13 protein-coding genes are annotated in these 13,778 nt (G+C 66.3%); 6 read left to right on the top strand and 7 right to left on the bottom strand.

The window, feature by feature from the left end:
- Positions 1 to 2 precede the first annotated feature (2 nt).
- From J2852_RS29885 to J2852_RS29905, 5 genes are all read right to left on the bottom strand, one after another.
- Positions 3 to 785 (bottom strand): ABC transporter permease, encoded by a 783-nt coding sequence (locus tag J2852_RS29885; RefSeq protein WP_209882729.1) that lies wholly within the window; start codon positions 783 to 785, stop codon positions 3 to 5.
- On the bottom strand, positions 782 to 1,567 hold the full coding sequence (locus tag J2852_RS29890; RefSeq protein ID WP_209882731.1) for an ABC transporter ATP-binding protein: 786 nt from the start codon (positions 1,565 to 1,567) through the stop codon (positions 782 to 784). The genes J2852_RS29885 and J2852_RS29890 overlap by 4 nt, the downstream gene beginning before the upstream one ends.
- 28 nt (positions 1,568 to 1,595) lie before the next feature.
- A complete protein-coding gene (locus J2852_RS29895) occupies positions 1,596 to 2,648 on the bottom strand; it encodes an ABC transporter substrate-binding protein (RefSeq protein WP_209882733.1) in 1,053 nt (350 codons plus the stop codon).
- Positions 2,649 to 2,863: 215 nt separating this feature from the next.
- Entirely contained in the window at positions 2,864 to 3,298 is a 435-nt protein-coding gene (locus J2852_RS29900) for a CBS domain-containing protein (RefSeq protein WP_209882734.1), read from the bottom strand.
- Positions 3,299 to 3,391: 93 nt separating this feature from the next.
- Positions 3,392 to 4,093 (bottom strand): LuxR C-terminal-related transcriptional regulator, encoded by a 702-nt coding sequence (locus J2852_RS29905; protein ID WP_209882736.1) that lies wholly within the window; start codon positions 4,091 to 4,093, stop codon positions 3,392 to 3,394.
- A gap of 343 nt (positions 4,094 to 4,436) precedes the next feature.
- Here J2852_RS29905 and J2852_RS29910 point away from each other — a divergent pair, with 343 nt between their 5' ends.
- Positions 4,437 to 5,096, top strand: a complete 660-nt coding sequence (locus J2852_RS29910; protein ID WP_209882737.1) for a LuxR C-terminal-related transcriptional regulator — start codon at positions 4,437 to 4,439, stop codon at positions 5,094 to 5,096.
- Positions 5,097 to 5,143: 47 nt separating this feature from the next.
- On the opposite strand, the gene J2852_RS29915 is transcribed toward J2852_RS29910, so the two are convergent.
- Both J2852_RS29915 and J2852_RS29920 read right to left on the bottom strand, forming a co-directional pair.
- Complete coding sequence (locus J2852_RS29915; protein ID WP_209882738.1) at positions 5,144 to 6,682, bottom strand: DegQ family serine endoprotease; 1,539 nt, start codon at positions 6,680 to 6,682, stop codon at positions 5,144 to 5,146.
- 105 nt (positions 6,683 to 6,787) lie between these two features.
- A complete protein-coding gene (locus J2852_RS29920) occupies positions 6,788 to 9,349 on the bottom strand; it encodes a PAS-domain containing protein (protein WP_209882739.1) in 2,562 nt (853 codons plus the stop codon).
- 212 nt (positions 9,350 to 9,561) lie between these two features.
- Between J2852_RS29920 and J2852_RS29925 the strand changes: the two genes are divergently transcribed.
- From J2852_RS29925 to J2852_RS29945, 5 genes are all read left to right on the top strand, one after another.
- Entirely contained in the window at positions 9,562 to 9,987 is a 426-nt protein-coding gene (locus J2852_RS29925; protein ID WP_209882740.1) for a YqaA family protein, read from the top strand.
- A gap of 43 nt (positions 9,988 to 10,030) precedes the next feature.
- Positions 10,031 to 10,477, top strand: a complete 447-nt coding sequence (locus tag J2852_RS29930) for a YbaN family protein (protein ID WP_209882741.1) — start codon at positions 10,031 to 10,033, stop codon at positions 10,475 to 10,477.
- Between the two features lie 185 nt (positions 10,478 to 10,662).
- Complete coding sequence (gene ccoG, locus J2852_RS29935; protein WP_209882742.1) at positions 10,663 to 12,123, top strand: cytochrome c oxidase accessory protein CcoG; 1,461 nt, start codon at positions 10,663 to 10,665, stop codon at positions 12,121 to 12,123.
- A gap of 48 nt (positions 12,124 to 12,171) precedes the next feature.
- Positions 12,172 to 12,720 (top strand): molybdopterin adenylyltransferase, encoded by a 549-nt coding sequence (mog, locus tag J2852_RS29940; RefSeq protein ID WP_209882743.1) that lies wholly within the window; start codon positions 12,172 to 12,174, stop codon positions 12,718 to 12,720.
- 148 nt (positions 12,721 to 12,868) lie between these two features.
- Positions 12,869 to 13,423: a hypothetical protein gene (locus J2852_RS29945; protein WP_209882744.1), complete on the top strand. Its 555-nt coding sequence runs from the start codon at positions 12,869 to 12,871 to the stop codon at positions 13,421 to 13,423.
- Positions 13,424 to 13,778: the final 355 nt, after the last annotated feature.

Consider the following 13,778-nt stretch of genomic DNA (forward strand, 5'->3'; position numbering starts at 1 on the left):
AACTATTCAACTTCAGCGAACTCCGTCTTGCGGGTGGCCCAGCCGGTCAGCCGCCCCTCGACCGCCGCGAACAGGAAGTACATGACCACCCCCATTGCCGCGATCACGATCAGCCCCGCGAACACCAGCGGGATCTGGAATCGCGAGGACGCTTGGAGCATCAGGTACCCGATGCCCTCGTTCGACGCGACCGTCTCCGCGATCACCGACCCGACGAAGGCCAGCGTCACCGCCACTTTCAGCGAGGCGAAGAAGTAGGGAAGAGAGCGCGGCAGCCCGACCTTCAGCAGGATGTCCAGCTTGCTCGCACCCAGGGAGCGCAGCACGTCCTCCAACTCCGGCTCCAGCGTGGCGAGGCCGGTGGCGACGTTCACCGCGATGGGAAAGAAGCTGATGGCGAAGGCGGTGATGATCGCCGGGATGGTGCCGATGCCGAACCACACCACCAGCACCGGGACGATGGCGACCTTCGGGATGGCGTTGAAGCCGATCAGCACGGGGTAGAGCCCGTGATAGACCAGCGGCGACGCCCCGACCGCCAGCCCCAGCAGCACGCCACCGATCACCGCCAGGGCGAAGCCGATGACCGTGGTGAACAGCGTGTAGCTGGAATGCTGCCACAGCGGCCCGGCGAACTCGGCCATGGTCTGGAACACGACGGTCGGGCGCGGCAGCACGAACTCCGGAACGGAGAAGGCGATGCAGGCCAATTCCCAGGCCCCGAACAGGCCGAACACGACCAGCCAGGGCATCAGCGTCTGGATGGCGGGGCGCTTGCGGCTCATCGCACGGCCTCCCGAACGTTGCTGATCTCGTCGCGCAGCGCGTGGACGAGGCGCCCGAACTCAGGCGTGAAGGTGGTTTCCAGATTGCGCGGCCGCGGCAGGTCGATCCTGTGCACGGACATCACCCGCCCCGGCCGCGCCGTCATCACATAGACCACGTCGGCGAGATAGACCGCTTCGCGCAGGTCGTGGGTGACGAGGATGCCGGTGAATCTGCGCTCCATCCACACATCCTGAAGGACGGCCCACAGTTCCTCCCGCGTGAAGGCGTCCAGCGCGCCGAACGGCTCGTCCAGCATCAGCAGCTTCGGCCCGTGGATCAGCGCGCGGCAGAGCGAGACGCGCTGCTGCATGCCGCCGGACAGTTGCCAGGGGAACTTGTCCTCGAACCCGGCCAGCCCGACCGACGCCAGCAGCCGCTTGGCCTCCGCCTCGTACCCGGCGCGCTCGCGGCGCAGCTTGTGCCGGTGGGGCCTGACGATCTCCAGCGGCAGCATGAGGTTGCGCAATGTCGTCCGCCATGGCAGCAGAGTCGGATTCTGGAACCCCATGCCGCAGATCTTCAGCGGACCGGCGACCTCCTGCCCATCCACGATGACGCCGCCGCGCGTCGGCGGCATCAGGCCCGTAACCAGCTTCATCAGGGTGGACTTGCCGCAGCCAGACGGGCCGACCACGGCGGCGAACTGCCCCTGTTCGACCGTCAGGCTCAGCCCATCCACCGCCAGCGTCCCGCCGCCGTAGCTCAGGCTGACGCGGTCCAGTTCCACGAAGGGATGCACGATGATGTCCCTAGACTATGTATTTGGGTTACGGCAGCGTGCGCTCGGCGACCGGCGGCAGGTAAGCGTCCGTGTAGACGTCGGCCACCTTCACGTCCTTCGGAAAGGCGTAGGTTTCCTTCAGGATGTCGATGGCCTTCTGAAAGCGCGCCGGGTCCACGGTGGACAGGCCGTTCGCCTTGGCCTCCGGGCTCAGCATCAGCTCATCGAAGGCGAGCTTCATGCGGTCCAGCTCGATCTTGGTGTCGATCAGCGGGTCGCGCTTCTTCAACGCGTCGATGGCGGCCTGCGGCTTCCGCACCGCGTCGATGTGCGCCTTCAGCGTCGCCTTGACGAAGCCGGCAACCGCCTTCGGGTTGGCCTCCGCGAACTTGCGCGAGGTGATGAGCGCGTTCGAATAGAGCGCCACACCGGCGTCGCGATAGCGCATCGTCACGATGTCGCCCTCCGGAATGCCGGCGGCCTTCAACGAGAAGATGCCCGTGGTCAGGAAGCCGGTGATGGCGTCCACCTTCCCCTGCGCCAGCATGGTCTCGCGCAGCTGCGGCGTGACCGTCTGCCAAGAAACCTTGGCCGGATCGATCCCGGCCGCCTTGGCGAAGGCGGGGAAGATCTGGCGGGCGCTGTCGGTCTCGGGTGCTGCCAGCGTGCGGCCTTCCAACTGCTTCGCGCTGGTGATTCCCGACTTCTTCGTGGCGATGGCGGCCAGCGGCGAGGCGTCGTAGAGCACGGCGACCGCCACCAGATCGGCGCCCTTCTCCGCGACGAAGCGGATCATCGGGTTGATGTCGCCGAACCCGATGTCGTAGGTCCCGGCCGCGATGCGCGGCGGCACGGCGCCGGAGCCCTCGCCCCGGTCGATGGTGACGTCCAGCCCCTCCGCCTTGTAATAGCCGCGCTCCAGCGCCAGCAGGAAGGGCGCCTGCGGTCCCTGGAAGGCCCAGTCGAGCGTGAGCTTCACCGGCGTGTCGGCCCGCGCCGGAAGCGCCGTCCAGAGGGCGGCGCCAGCCACCAGCGCGGCGGTCACGATGGGGCGAACATCCAGGCGGAGGCGGCGGGTCAGGGCCGAAATGCGCGTCATAGAGGGATGCTCCCGTGGTGGGCCGTTTCTTCCACACGAGAGCAAGCGGCGTACCAACCGCAGATTGCCTATGATTAGGACACCCATTCGACCAAGCGACCGCCCAATCGACAGGCAACGCGGTGACGCATGAACAATTTTTGCGCACGATTAAAGATTAAGCAAAACGAAAGAAGCCCCTCCGGACGGGAAGGGCTTCTTCAGCATCCGAGCGGTCAGGCGAGGATTTCGGCGATGGCCTGCTTCTCATCCGCTTCCTGCTCGAACCGGGCGAGTTCCATGCCCATGGCGTCGCGGATGGACACCATGCCGACCGGGCGCCCACGTTCCACCACCGGCAGATGGCGGAATCCGCCGTCGTGCATCAGGTGCAGCGCGTGCACCACCGGCCGGTCGGGCGCGATGGTGGTCGGCTCCCGCGTCATCACCTGCTCCACCCGTGTACGGCCAGGGTCGAGCCCGCCGGCCAGCACCCGGAACAGAGCGTCGCGTTCGGTGAAGATGCCGACCAGCCGGTCGTCTTCCACGACCATCAACGAACCGATCTGGTATTCCCGCATCATGTGGGCGGCGGTGCGGACGGTTGCGTCGGTCGGCACGGTGATGACCCGCTGGTTACGGATGATCGCTCGAATGGGCCGGTTCGGCATGTCGTCTCCTCCCCTGTTCGCGTTGGCGGCGAATTCTGAATGGAGACCGGATTGTGCGTAATGGCGACTATCCGCGCAATACAACAAAAGGCATCATACTTCGTCGGGAAAGCATCCGCTGCGCGCCGCGACGACGGCGACCTGGGTGCGGTTGCGCACGCCCAGCTTCTGCATGATGGCGCGGACATGGACCTTCACGGTCCCCTCCAGTACGCCCAGTTCGCGGGCGATCTCCTTGTTGGAATGCCCGGCCAGCAGAAGCTGGAACACGTCCCGTTGCCGGTCGGTCAGCCGGTCCAGGATCTGCCCCGTCGGCTTCGACGGCTCGGCCGTCACGTTGCCGGACAGCACGGCGCGCGGCAACGGCAGGAAGGTCTCCCCAGTCAGGGCCAGCGAAATCGCGTGCTCCAGCACCGCCGTGGAACTCGTCTTCAGGATGTAGCCGCGAGCACCCAGCCGCACGCTGTCCACGATGTCCGCCACCTCGTCGGAACCCGAAATGACCAGAAGCGGACGTTCCCCCAGCACCTCGACCATGCGGCGCACGCCCTCGCGGCCGCTGCGGTCGCCGAGATTGAGGTCGAACAACACCAACGTCAGATCCGGCGTGCGCTGGACCACCGCCATGGCTTCGTCCAACGACCCGGCCTCCAGCACCTGCGCATCGGGGTGGATTTCTCCCACCGACAGGGCAAAGCCGTGCCGCACAAGGGGATGGTCATCGACCACCAGAAACTTCTGCGCCTTGGCCGCCAGGGCACGCTCCTTGCCGCGCGTTTGCAGCTGAACTTCCATCGTTTCGCTACCTCGTTATGCGGTCGATGTCCAAAGGTGCCGCAGACGCGGTCCAGCTTCGGCTCGACTTCCTTGTTCGGCGGAAAGGTATGTTCCTCACAGATATGGACTATGAAAGTCCAGTTTAGTATGGAATTCCATTCAATTCGAACAGGACAAGCATCGTTTCATCCAAGCGTCTTGCGCCACTTCCTATACACCCGTATAAATCATTGGGACATCAAGCGTAAAGCCTGCTTTTTCAGAACAAAAAGTGCAGTTTTTTTCCTTTTTCCCACGCGAAAAAGGATAGTGACGACTGGAACGGTGCGCCGCTCGAAAGCAGCGTCGCGGAGGAGGTTCGATGAAAACTTGGAACGTCATGCTCGTGGACCACGACCGGCTGTTCTCAGCGGCGCTGGGGACGCTTATTAGTGGAGGGCCGTTCCGTGTGTGCCATCACGCTGCGAACGTGGACGACGCACAGGCCGCCATCGCCCAGGGGGTCGATCCCGAGCTGATCGTTGTGGCGCTTCAGGAAGGCACGGCGGACGACGCGGGCGGGGTCAAGCGCCTGCGCGGCGCGACCGGCGCGCGCATCGTCGTGCTGGCCGACACCATCGCCGACCGCACCCTGTCGATGTCGCTGAAGGCGGGCGCCGATGCCTACCTGAACAAGTCCATGTCCAGCGAATCCCTGCTGCGCGCCCTGCAACTGGTCATGCTGGGCGAGGTGGTCTACCCCACCCATGTGGCGAGCCTGCTGATCGCCAACGTGAACGAACGCCCCGCCCCCGCCCGCGCGCAGCCGGCCAACAACGAGCTGTCGAAGCGGGAGGTGCAAATCCTCCGCTGCCTGCTCGCCGGCCAGTCCAACAAGGCGATCGCGCGCAATCTTCACATCACGGAATCGACCGTGAAGATGCATTTCAAGAACGTGATGCGGAAGATCAACGCCCAGAACCGCACCCAGGCGGCGGTCTGGGCCATTCAGAACGGCCTCTCGCCGCTGGTTTCGGCCTAAAAAGAAAGGCCCTCTCCCGGCCAAACGGGAGAGGGCCTTCTTGCCGGTCACGCGGTCAGCTTCAGCGGAACGAAGCTCTCGCTGCCCTGGCGGTTGACCAGCAGCAGCACGGCCTTCCGTCCAGCTTTCTCGGCCTCCACGACGCTCTTCGACACCTCGGCCGGAGACGTCACGGCGTGATCGCCAACGCGGACGATCACGTCGCCGGGGCGCAGCGACACATCGCCCGCCTTGGGCGAGACGCCCGTCACCACCACACCCTTCACACCATCATCAAGCCCCAGGCGACTGCGCGTCGCACCGTCCAGCGGGGCGAGCTTCAGCCCCTTCACCGCCTCGACCGCAGATTTGTCCATCGACTTGACCGCCGGCCCATTCTCGGCCGACGCGACCTGCTGTTCGGCCGGCAGGCGCTCGATGGCCGCCGCGACCGTCATCTCCTTGCCGTTGCGCAGGACGGTCATGTCGGCCTTGTCGCCGGCCTTGGTGTCGGCCACGCGGCGGGTCACGTCGCGGATGCCGTCCACCGGCTTGCCGTTGTAGGCCAGGATCACGTCGCCCTGGCGCAGGCCGGCCTTGGCGGCGGGGCTGCCGGCGGTCACCTCGGCGACCAGCGCGCCCTTGGGCTGGTCCAGGCCGACGCTGTCGGCGATCTCCGGCGAGACCTCCTGGATCTTCACGCCGAGCCAGCCGCGCTCGACATGGCCGCTTTCCTTCAACTGCGCAACGACCTGCTTGGCGAGGTTCGACGGGATGGCAAAGCCGATGCCGACCGACCCGCCGTTCGGCGAGTAGATGGCCGTGTTGATGCCGATCACCCGCCCGTCCATGGCGAAGGTCGGCCCGCCCGAGTTGCCCCGGTTGATGGCGGCGTCGAGCTGGAGATAGTCGTCGTACGGCCCGCTGTGGATGTCGCGCCCGCGCGCCGAGACGATGCCCTTGGTCACCGTGCCGCCGAGCCCGAACGGGTTGCCGACCGCCATGACCCAGTTGCCGACGCGCGCGGCGTCGCTGTCGCCCCACTCCAGATGCGGCAGGGGCTTGTCCGACTTGACCTTCAGCAGGGCGATGTCGGTCTTGGCGTCGCGCCCGACCAGCGTGGCGGGCAACGCGGAGCCGTCCTGAAGCGTGACCGTGATCTCCTTGGCGTCGTCGATGACGTGGTTGTTGGTCACGACATAGCCCGACGCGTCGATGATGAAGCCGGAGCCGAGCGCCCCCATCTTGCCGCGCGGTTCGGCCTGGGGTTCGGCGTTCTGGCCGAACTGGTCTTGGCCGAACTGGTCCTGGAACTGGCGGAAGAACTCCTCGAACGGCGAGCCCGGCGGGAAGGCCGGCAGGCGCGGGTTCGCGCGTTCCGCCTTGGCTTCCTGGGTGGTGGAGATGTTGACGACGGCGGGCAAGACACGGGCCGCGAGGTCGGCGAAACTGGCCGGCGCGTCCTGCGTGAGCACGGCGGCGGCCAAAGCCGGCGGCGTGTTGGCGATCAGGAACGGACCCGTCAGCACCGTCGTGCCGAGCAGCAGGGCCGCCACCGTCCGGCGCAGCCGGCGCGGGGCGCGGGCGGTGATGGGGGCATTGGTCATTGGAAGCTCTCCATGGCTGGGATGCATCGATTGATCCCAAAGCTAGGGACGCCCACCCCACGGATGCCTTGCGGCTGGATTAAAAGATTTTCAGGTGCGCGAGCCTCACACCGCTTCCAACTCCGCCGGAACGATGCGTGGAAAGCGCAGGGTGAAGGTCGTTCCCCGGCCCGGCGCGCTGTCGAGCGCGATGCGGCCTTTCAGCGTGCGTGTGGCGATGTTGTAGACGATGTTCAGCCCCAGCCCGCTCCCCCCCGATCCCCGATTGGTGGTGAAGAACGGCTCGAAGACCTTGCCGTGCAGGTCCGGCGGAATGCCACGCCCGTCGTCGGCATAGACCAGTTCCACCTCGTACTCGCCGATGGGCGTCACCGTCACCCGCAGGGTCCCATGCTCCCCCGGCGCGTAGCCGTGGGTGATGGAGTTCATCACCAAGTTGGTCAGCACCTGGCTGAGCGCCCCCGGATAGCCGTCGACGATCAAATCCTCGGGGCACTCCACCTCCACCCGGTGGGCGGCGCGCTTGATGCGCACACCCAGGCTGCGCAGCACCTCGTGGATGTAGCCGTTCAGGTCGAAGGCGCGGCGCTCCCCGCTGGCTTGATCGACGGCGATCTGCTTGAAACTCTGGATCAGTTCGGCCGCGCGTTCGATGTTCAGCAGCATCAGCTGCGTCGCCTCGCTCGCCGTGTCGATGAAGTCGGCGAAATCGTGCTTGCGCAGCTGTCCCGCCTCGAAATCCCTGCGGATCAGCCGCGTCCGCTCGGCCAGCAGCGACGCGCCGGTCAGCGCGATGCCCACGGGGGTGTTGATCTCATGCGCCACACCGGCCACCAGGGAGCCCAGCGCCGCCATCTTCTCCGACTGGATCAGGTGGGCCTGCGCCTCCTTCAGCTCATGCAGGGCCTGCTCGGCCTCCTCGCGGGCGGCGTGCGCCTGCTCTTCGGCGCGGACGCGCTCGGTCACGTCGGTGTGCGAGCCGACGAGGCGGAAGGCCCGCCCGTCCGAACCCATGACCCGGATCGCACGGGTGTAGAGGTAGACGACATGCCCGGCCTTGTGCCGGAATCGCTGGAGCAGCTGGCATTCTTCGATCACCCCGGCGGCGAAGTCGGCCGCCATGGCGAGCGAGGAATCGCGATCCTCGGGCAGGATCAGCTCCGACCAGCGCTCGACGGTGTTGACCATCTCGTCCTCGCCGTAGCCGAGAAGGCCCCACCATTGCGGCGAGAACCACAGCTCGTTGGTGCGCAGGTCCCATTGCGAGATGCCCTCGCGCGCCGCACGGATCGCCAGTTCGAACAGCTCCCGGCTGGCGGCCAGTTCGTGTTCCGCCCGGCGGCGTTCGGTCACGTCGGTGTAGGTGATGACGAAACCACCGTCGGGCAGAGGCTGGGTGTGGCTTTCGAGGATGAGGCCGTCCGGGCGCACACGCTCCTGCCGCAGGTCCCCCGCTTCGGCCCCAACCGCCGCCAGACGGGAGGAAACCAGCGCCTCCACGTCCCCCTTGCCGTAGCCGCCGCGCTCGGCGATGTGGCGCACGATCTCCTCGAAGGGGCGGCGGAAGCGCGGAAAGCCGGGCTCGACGCCCAGCAGCTCCAGCGCCCGCCGGTTCCACGCCATCAGCCGCAGGTCGCGGTCGAAGGCCATCACGCCCTGGCTCAGCCCCTCCAGCACGGCGCCGGCCTGGGTCCACTGCGCCTCCAACTGCTCCTCGGCGCGCTTGCGGGCGGTGATGTCGTTGATGCAGGTGAGGATGGCGTCCTCGCCCCGGTAGCGGAACGTTCGCACCGACAGCATGACCCACAGGTCGCGCCCGTCGAGCGTGCGCATGCGCGTCTCGAAGGCATTGATGCGGCCGGCGCCGGCCCGAAGCGCCGCCACCATCCGTTCCCGCTCGACCAAATCGGCGTAGACGTCGGCGGCGCGCACCCGGCCGATCCCGTCCTCGATCCGTAACCCGAACAGCTCCCCGGCCGGCTGGTTGCCCGCCAAGACCAGCCCATCCGACATGCGCGTGACGACCATCGGGAAGGAAATGGCCTGCATGATCTCCCGCTGCGCCTCGTCGGACCGGGCGCGGTCGGTCACGTCGGTGTAGACGCGCAGGAATCCGCCCCCCGGCAGCGGCGTGTGCCGCACGTCCAGAATCGACCCATCGGCGCGGATCAGACGGTAGGCGAAGGGCTCGCCGCGACGGCTCAGCTCGACCCGCTCCGCGACGATGGCGTCGATGTCGCCAGGGCCGTAATCGCCCCGCTCGACGGTGAAGCGGATCAGGTCGGAAAAAGGCCGGCCGGGCACGACCAGCTCCGCCGGCAGGCCGAACATTTCCACATAGCGGCCGTTCCAGACCACCAGCCGCATGTCGGCGTCAAAGGCGCTTACCGCGTCGGACATGGCGCCGAACACGGTCTCGAACACCGCTCGCTTATCGGACAGCCCCCGCCCCGCCTCGACCAGGGTGACGATGATCCCGCCGTCCTCGCCCTCGCCCGGCATTAGGGTGAAATGGCGCCCGCCCCGGCCCTCGATCACCGCCGGCTCACCGGCCAGCAAGGTTCCAGCCACCGCGTCCAAAGCCCCATCGACGGAAGCGCGAAAGGCGGCGTTCGCCCAGACCAAACGCCCTTCGGCGTCCAACCGAGCCAGTCCGGCACCCGCCATGTGTGCGCACCCTCCCCAAGCGGTTCCACCGGGCGTACTTACGATGGAGGCACCCAAAATGGATTTCGCGGACGATACACGAATTCGTCCGGAGCGCCCAACAGTTGACGCATTCCGGCCACCGCGCTGTTACACCGTGCGTCGCGCGTTCTCCCGCCGGACCGAAAGCCCTACATCTCCCCGACAACAAGGACGACCAAAAAGGTAACCACATGGCCGATTACGCCGCCTACAGCGGCCTGTTCCTGACCGCGTTCCTGGCGGCAACCATCTTTCCGGCGCAGTCGGAACTGCTGCTGGCGGGCATGCACGCGTCCGGTGCCTACAATCATTGGGCTCTGCTGGTTGTCGCCACCGTCGGCAATGTGCTGGGCTCCACGGCCAACTGGGCGCTCGGGCGCTATCTGATGCATTTCCAGGATCGGCGCTGGTTCCCGATCAAGCCCGCCATGGTGGACCGCGCCACCGGCTGGTACCAGCGGTTCGGGGTGTGGTCGCTGCTGCTTGCCTGGATGCCGGTGATCGGCGATCCGCTGACCCTGGTGGCGGGCATCCTGCGGGTGGATCTGCGGCTGTTCCTCCTGCTGGTCACGCTGGGCAAGGCGGCCCGCTACGCCGCGCTGGTCCTCGCCGTGTGAGGCACCTACATTACTCCGATTGACCAGACGCGGAGACCCCCGCATGAGCGCCCCGAACGGCACCGCCTCCGGCATCTCCCCGCCGATTTCTCCAATGCGCCGCCGACTCTGGATCGCGCTGGGTTACGCGGCGCTCGGGCTCGGCATCGCCGGAACGGTTCTGCCTCTGCTGCCGACCACGCCCTTCCTGCTGCTCGCCGCCGGGGCCTTCGCCAAGGGCAGCCCGGCGCTCCGCGACCGCCTGTACAACGACCCGCGCTTCGGTCCTCTGCTGCGGGACTGGCATGCGGAGGGCGCAATCCCGCGCCGCGCCAAGATCGCCGCGCTGACCGGCCTGACGGCCAGCTGGATTCTGCTCTACATCACCATGGACCGGCCTTTCGTGGTGGCCGCCGCGGGCGTTTCGATGGCCCTGGTGGCGCTCTACATCGTCACGCGCCCATCTCCGACCAGGGTCCCGTCCGAGGCCGCCTTGCAAAACGAAGCTTGAGCCGAAAGCCAAGGCAAAGTATGACCTTCGCGCGAAAGCCGGGCGGTCAGTCGCGGCGCAGAAAAGCCCGTATGTTGCTTGAGGCTTTTCCAAATCTTGTCGCCTATTGATCGAGGTCAAGAGGTGGCCGGGTCGCGCCCCCTATCTTCCGCTCTGCGAACCCATCCGGAGCCCAGGCACGTCCCATGCCCGACGGAAGCGTAGTCAAGCCGGCCAAGATCCCGCTGTACGAAGACCACAAGACCATTCACCCGAAGTCCGTCTCCGGACGGTTCCGCCGGGTGAAGACCATAGCCATCTGGGTCCTGCTGGCGATCTTCTTCATCGCCCCCTGGATCCGGTGGGAGCGCGGCCCCGATGCGCCGGCGCAGGCGGTCCTGTTCGACCTGACCACCCCGCGCTTCTTCATCTTCTGGATCGAGATCTGGCCGCAGGAAATCTACTATCTGACCGGCCTGCTGATCGTCGCGGCGCTGGGCCTGTTCCTGGCAACGGCGCTGGCCGGGCGCGTGTGGTGCGGCTACGCCTGCCCGCACACGGTCTGGACCGACCTGTTCATCTTCATCGAGCATTTCTTCGAAGGCGACCGGGCCGAGCGCATCCGCCTTGAAAAGGCCCCCTGGACCACGAAGAAGGTCTTGCGCAAGACCGGCAAGCACGCCGGCTGGCTGGCGCTCAGCCTCGTCACCGGCTTCGGCTTCGTCGCCTACTTCACCGACGCGCCACAGCTCGCGATCGATCTGGTGACCTTCAACGCCTCCTACGAGGCGTACGCCTTCTTCGCCATCTTCGTCGGCATGACCTACATCATGGCCGGCTGGACGCGCGAGCAGATGTGCTACTACATGTGCCCGTGGCCGCGCATCCAGACCGCGATGCTGGACGAGCACAGCCTCGTCGTCACCTACCAGGCCGACCGCGGCGACGCCCGCGGTCCGAAGCGCAAGTCCCAGACCTGGGACGAGCGCAAGGCCCTGGGCTTCGGCGACTGCATCGACTGCGGCCAGTGCGTGCAGGTCTGCCCGGCCGGCATCGACGTGCGCACCGGCTCGCAGGCCGACTGCATCAACTGCGGCCTGTGCGTGGACGCCTGCGACAACATCATGATCGCCCAGGGCCTGCCGACCGGCCTCATCAAGTACGACACGCTGGCCGGCCAGGAAACGCGCGCCGAGGGCAAGCCGTACGTGTGGCGCCTGGTCCGCCCGCGTACGATCATCTACAGCCTGCTGATGCTGGTGATTTCCGGAGCCATGGCCTGGAGCTTCGCGCTCCGCCCGAGCCTCGACATCTCCGTCCAGCGCGACCGCGCGCCGCTTTTCGTCACCCTGTCGGACGGCAGCATCCGCAACGCGTACACCTTCAAGGTCTCCAACAAGACCCGCCAGAACCGCTCCTACACCCTGACCGCCACCGGCATCGACGGCGCGGAGGTCAAGGTGGCCGGCGAGGACGAGGCGGAATCGAAGGACCATGCCAGCCACATTTCGGCCGCGCCGGACAGCGTGGCGACCTACCGTGTGTACGTCACCGTGCCGCGCGCGTCGGTCACGTCCAACTCCACCCCGGTGACCTTCCTTCTGACCGACACCGCCAACGCGGACAAGGACACGTACAAGTCCGTGTTCCTCGGCCCGGCAAACTGACGAGAACTCCCTCTCCCGCCCTAGGGAGAGGGAACAAAGGACCGCCCCATGACCACTCCAGGCAAGGACCGCCCTCTGCGCATCGGCATCGTCACGGTGTCCGACCGGGCCAGCCGGGGCATCTATGAGGACAAGGGCGGTCCGGCCATCCAGGCGGAGCTGGAGCGCATCGTCACCTCCCCCTGGGAACCGGTGGTCCGCGTCATCCCCGACGATCTCGACGGCATCGTCGCGACCCTGACCGAACTGGCCGATGGCGAGGGGTGCGACCTGATCGTCACCACCGGCGGCACCGGCCCCGCCCCGCGCGACGTCACGCCCGAGGCGACCGAACGGGTCTGTCAGAAGATGATGCCCGGCTTTGGCGAGCTGATGCGCACCGTCAGCCTGACGGTGGTACCGACTGCCATCCTGTCCCGGCAGACGGCGGGCATCCGCGGCACCAGCCTGATCGTCAACCTGCCGGGCAAGCCCTCGGCCATTCACGATTGTTTGATGGCCGTGTTCCCGGCCATTCCCTACTGCCTCGACCTGATCGGCGGGGCGTGGATCGATACCGATCCGGCCGTCTGCAAGGCGTTCCGCCCGAAGTCCTAGAAAAGCAGGGCTATACCTCTTTCCCCCGCGCGCAAAAGGAGACCATACGCATGGTCAGGTGTGCGTTGCGGGAACCGATGCTCACCTTTTTCGTTCGTTGGGGCAGCGTTCGTAGGGGACGGGGGTCCCGGACCAAGGTGAGCCAGCCATGCTCTTCGATTTCGAGCCTTCGGGCATCAACGACACCTATCTGCGCCTGACCCGGCGCGGAGTTTCGTGCATCGTCGCACCGGCCGGCGCGTGGAACGGTCTGTTGCGGGTCAACTACATCGTCGCCGGCACGCCGGGCGGCTCTGACCCGCACATGGTCTTCCGTTGCCTCGACATCGGCTGGGACGATGGCCGCTTCTGCTGGAAGGGGCGCGCGGCGCCCGTCATGACCACGTCCGCCATGGTGGAGATCCTGCTGGAACGCGGGCTGGTCACCGATGGCGAGGCGGAACGGCTTCTGTTCGGCATCAACACCCCGGCCACCGGGGCGTCGTCGGACGAGTCGCTGATGATGCGGGCCATGCTGATGGGCTGCACCTTCACGCCCATCTACGATGACCGTCCGCTGAACTCCGGTCCGCCGGTGGTGACCGGCTTCGCCCTGCGCACCCTGGCCGATCCCGGCGCCTTCGTTCTGGAAGCCCGCGACGGTGTGCCGGTCCTGGACAGCGCGGCCCGCGACGCGCTGAAGCGGGCTGTCGCCAACCCTTAATCAAAAAAATCGTTCTCGCTTCGTTTCAATTTGCGCGCTACAGTTTTTTATCAACATCCGCAGTCCATGCATAATGCCGACCCTCTCCCGGTCCCACCGGGGGAGGTTTTTTTCATCTGCTCATTCGTGCCCGAATCGTTGTGCATCGTCTGCACAATGGATGTGTACGAACAAACACGAGCAAGCCTGTGATCCAGAACGTATTTTCGCTATTTCTAGCCATTGTGCAGATTTAAAGATCCGCACAATCTGCACAACGATGCGGCATTATGGAGCAAACGCCACCAGCCGTTAGTGATGAGCACGAACGGTTTGGCGCATCGCCATTTCACCATACATGGCGCCATCAGCCACA

Source organism: Azospirillum soli (genome assembly GCF_017876165.1).
GTDB classification, from domain to species: domain Bacteria; phylum Pseudomonadota; class Alphaproteobacteria; order Azospirillales; family Azospirillaceae; genus Azospirillum; species Azospirillum soli.

Excerpts from the sequence above, each read along its gene's own strand:
- J2852_RS29930 (WP_209882741.1), top strand. The coding sequence starts at position 10,031 with ATGAGCGCCCCGAACGGCACCGCCTCCGGCATCTCCCCGCCGATTTCT.
- J2852_RS29925 (WP_209882740.1), top strand. The coding sequence starts at position 9,562 with ATGGCCGATTACGCCGCCTACAGCGGCCTGTTCCTGACCGCGTTCCTG.
- J2852_RS29915 (WP_209882738.1), bottom strand. The coding sequence starts at position 6,682 with ATGACCAATGCCCCCATCACCGCCCGCGCCCCGCGCCGGCTGCGCCGG.
- ccoG (WP_209882742.1), top strand. The coding sequence starts at position 10,663 with ATGCCCGACGGAAGCGTAGTCAAGCCGGCCAAGATCCCGCTGTACGAA.
- J2852_RS29920 (WP_209882739.1), bottom strand. The coding sequence starts at position 9,349 with ATGGCGGGTGCCGGACTGGCTCGGTTGGACGCCGAAGGGCGTTTGGTC.
- J2852_RS29905 (WP_209882736.1), bottom strand. The coding sequence starts at position 4,093 with ATGGAAGTTCAGCTGCAAACGCGCGGCAAGGAGCGTGCCCTGGCGGCC.
- J2852_RS29910 (WP_209882737.1), top strand. The coding sequence starts at position 4,437 with ATGAAAACTTGGAACGTCATGCTCGTGGACCACGACCGGCTGTTCTCA.
- J2852_RS29945 (WP_209882744.1), top strand. The coding sequence starts at position 12,869 with ATGCTCTTCGATTTCGAGCCTTCGGGCATCAACGACACCTATCTGCGC.
- mog (WP_209882743.1), top strand. The coding sequence starts at position 12,172 with ATGACCACTCCAGGCAAGGACCGCCCTCTGCGCATCGGCATCGTCACG.
- J2852_RS29900 (WP_209882734.1), bottom strand. The coding sequence starts at position 3,298 with ATGCCGAACCGGCCCATTCGAGCGATCATCCGTAACCAGCGGGTCATC.
- J2852_RS29895 (WP_209882733.1), bottom strand. The coding sequence starts at position 2,648 with ATGACGCGCATTTCGGCCCTGACCCGCCGCCTCCGCCTGGATGTTCGC.
- J2852_RS29885 (WP_209882729.1), bottom strand. The coding sequence starts at position 785 with ATGAGCCGCAAGCGCCCCGCCATCCAGACGCTGATGCCCTGGCTGGTC.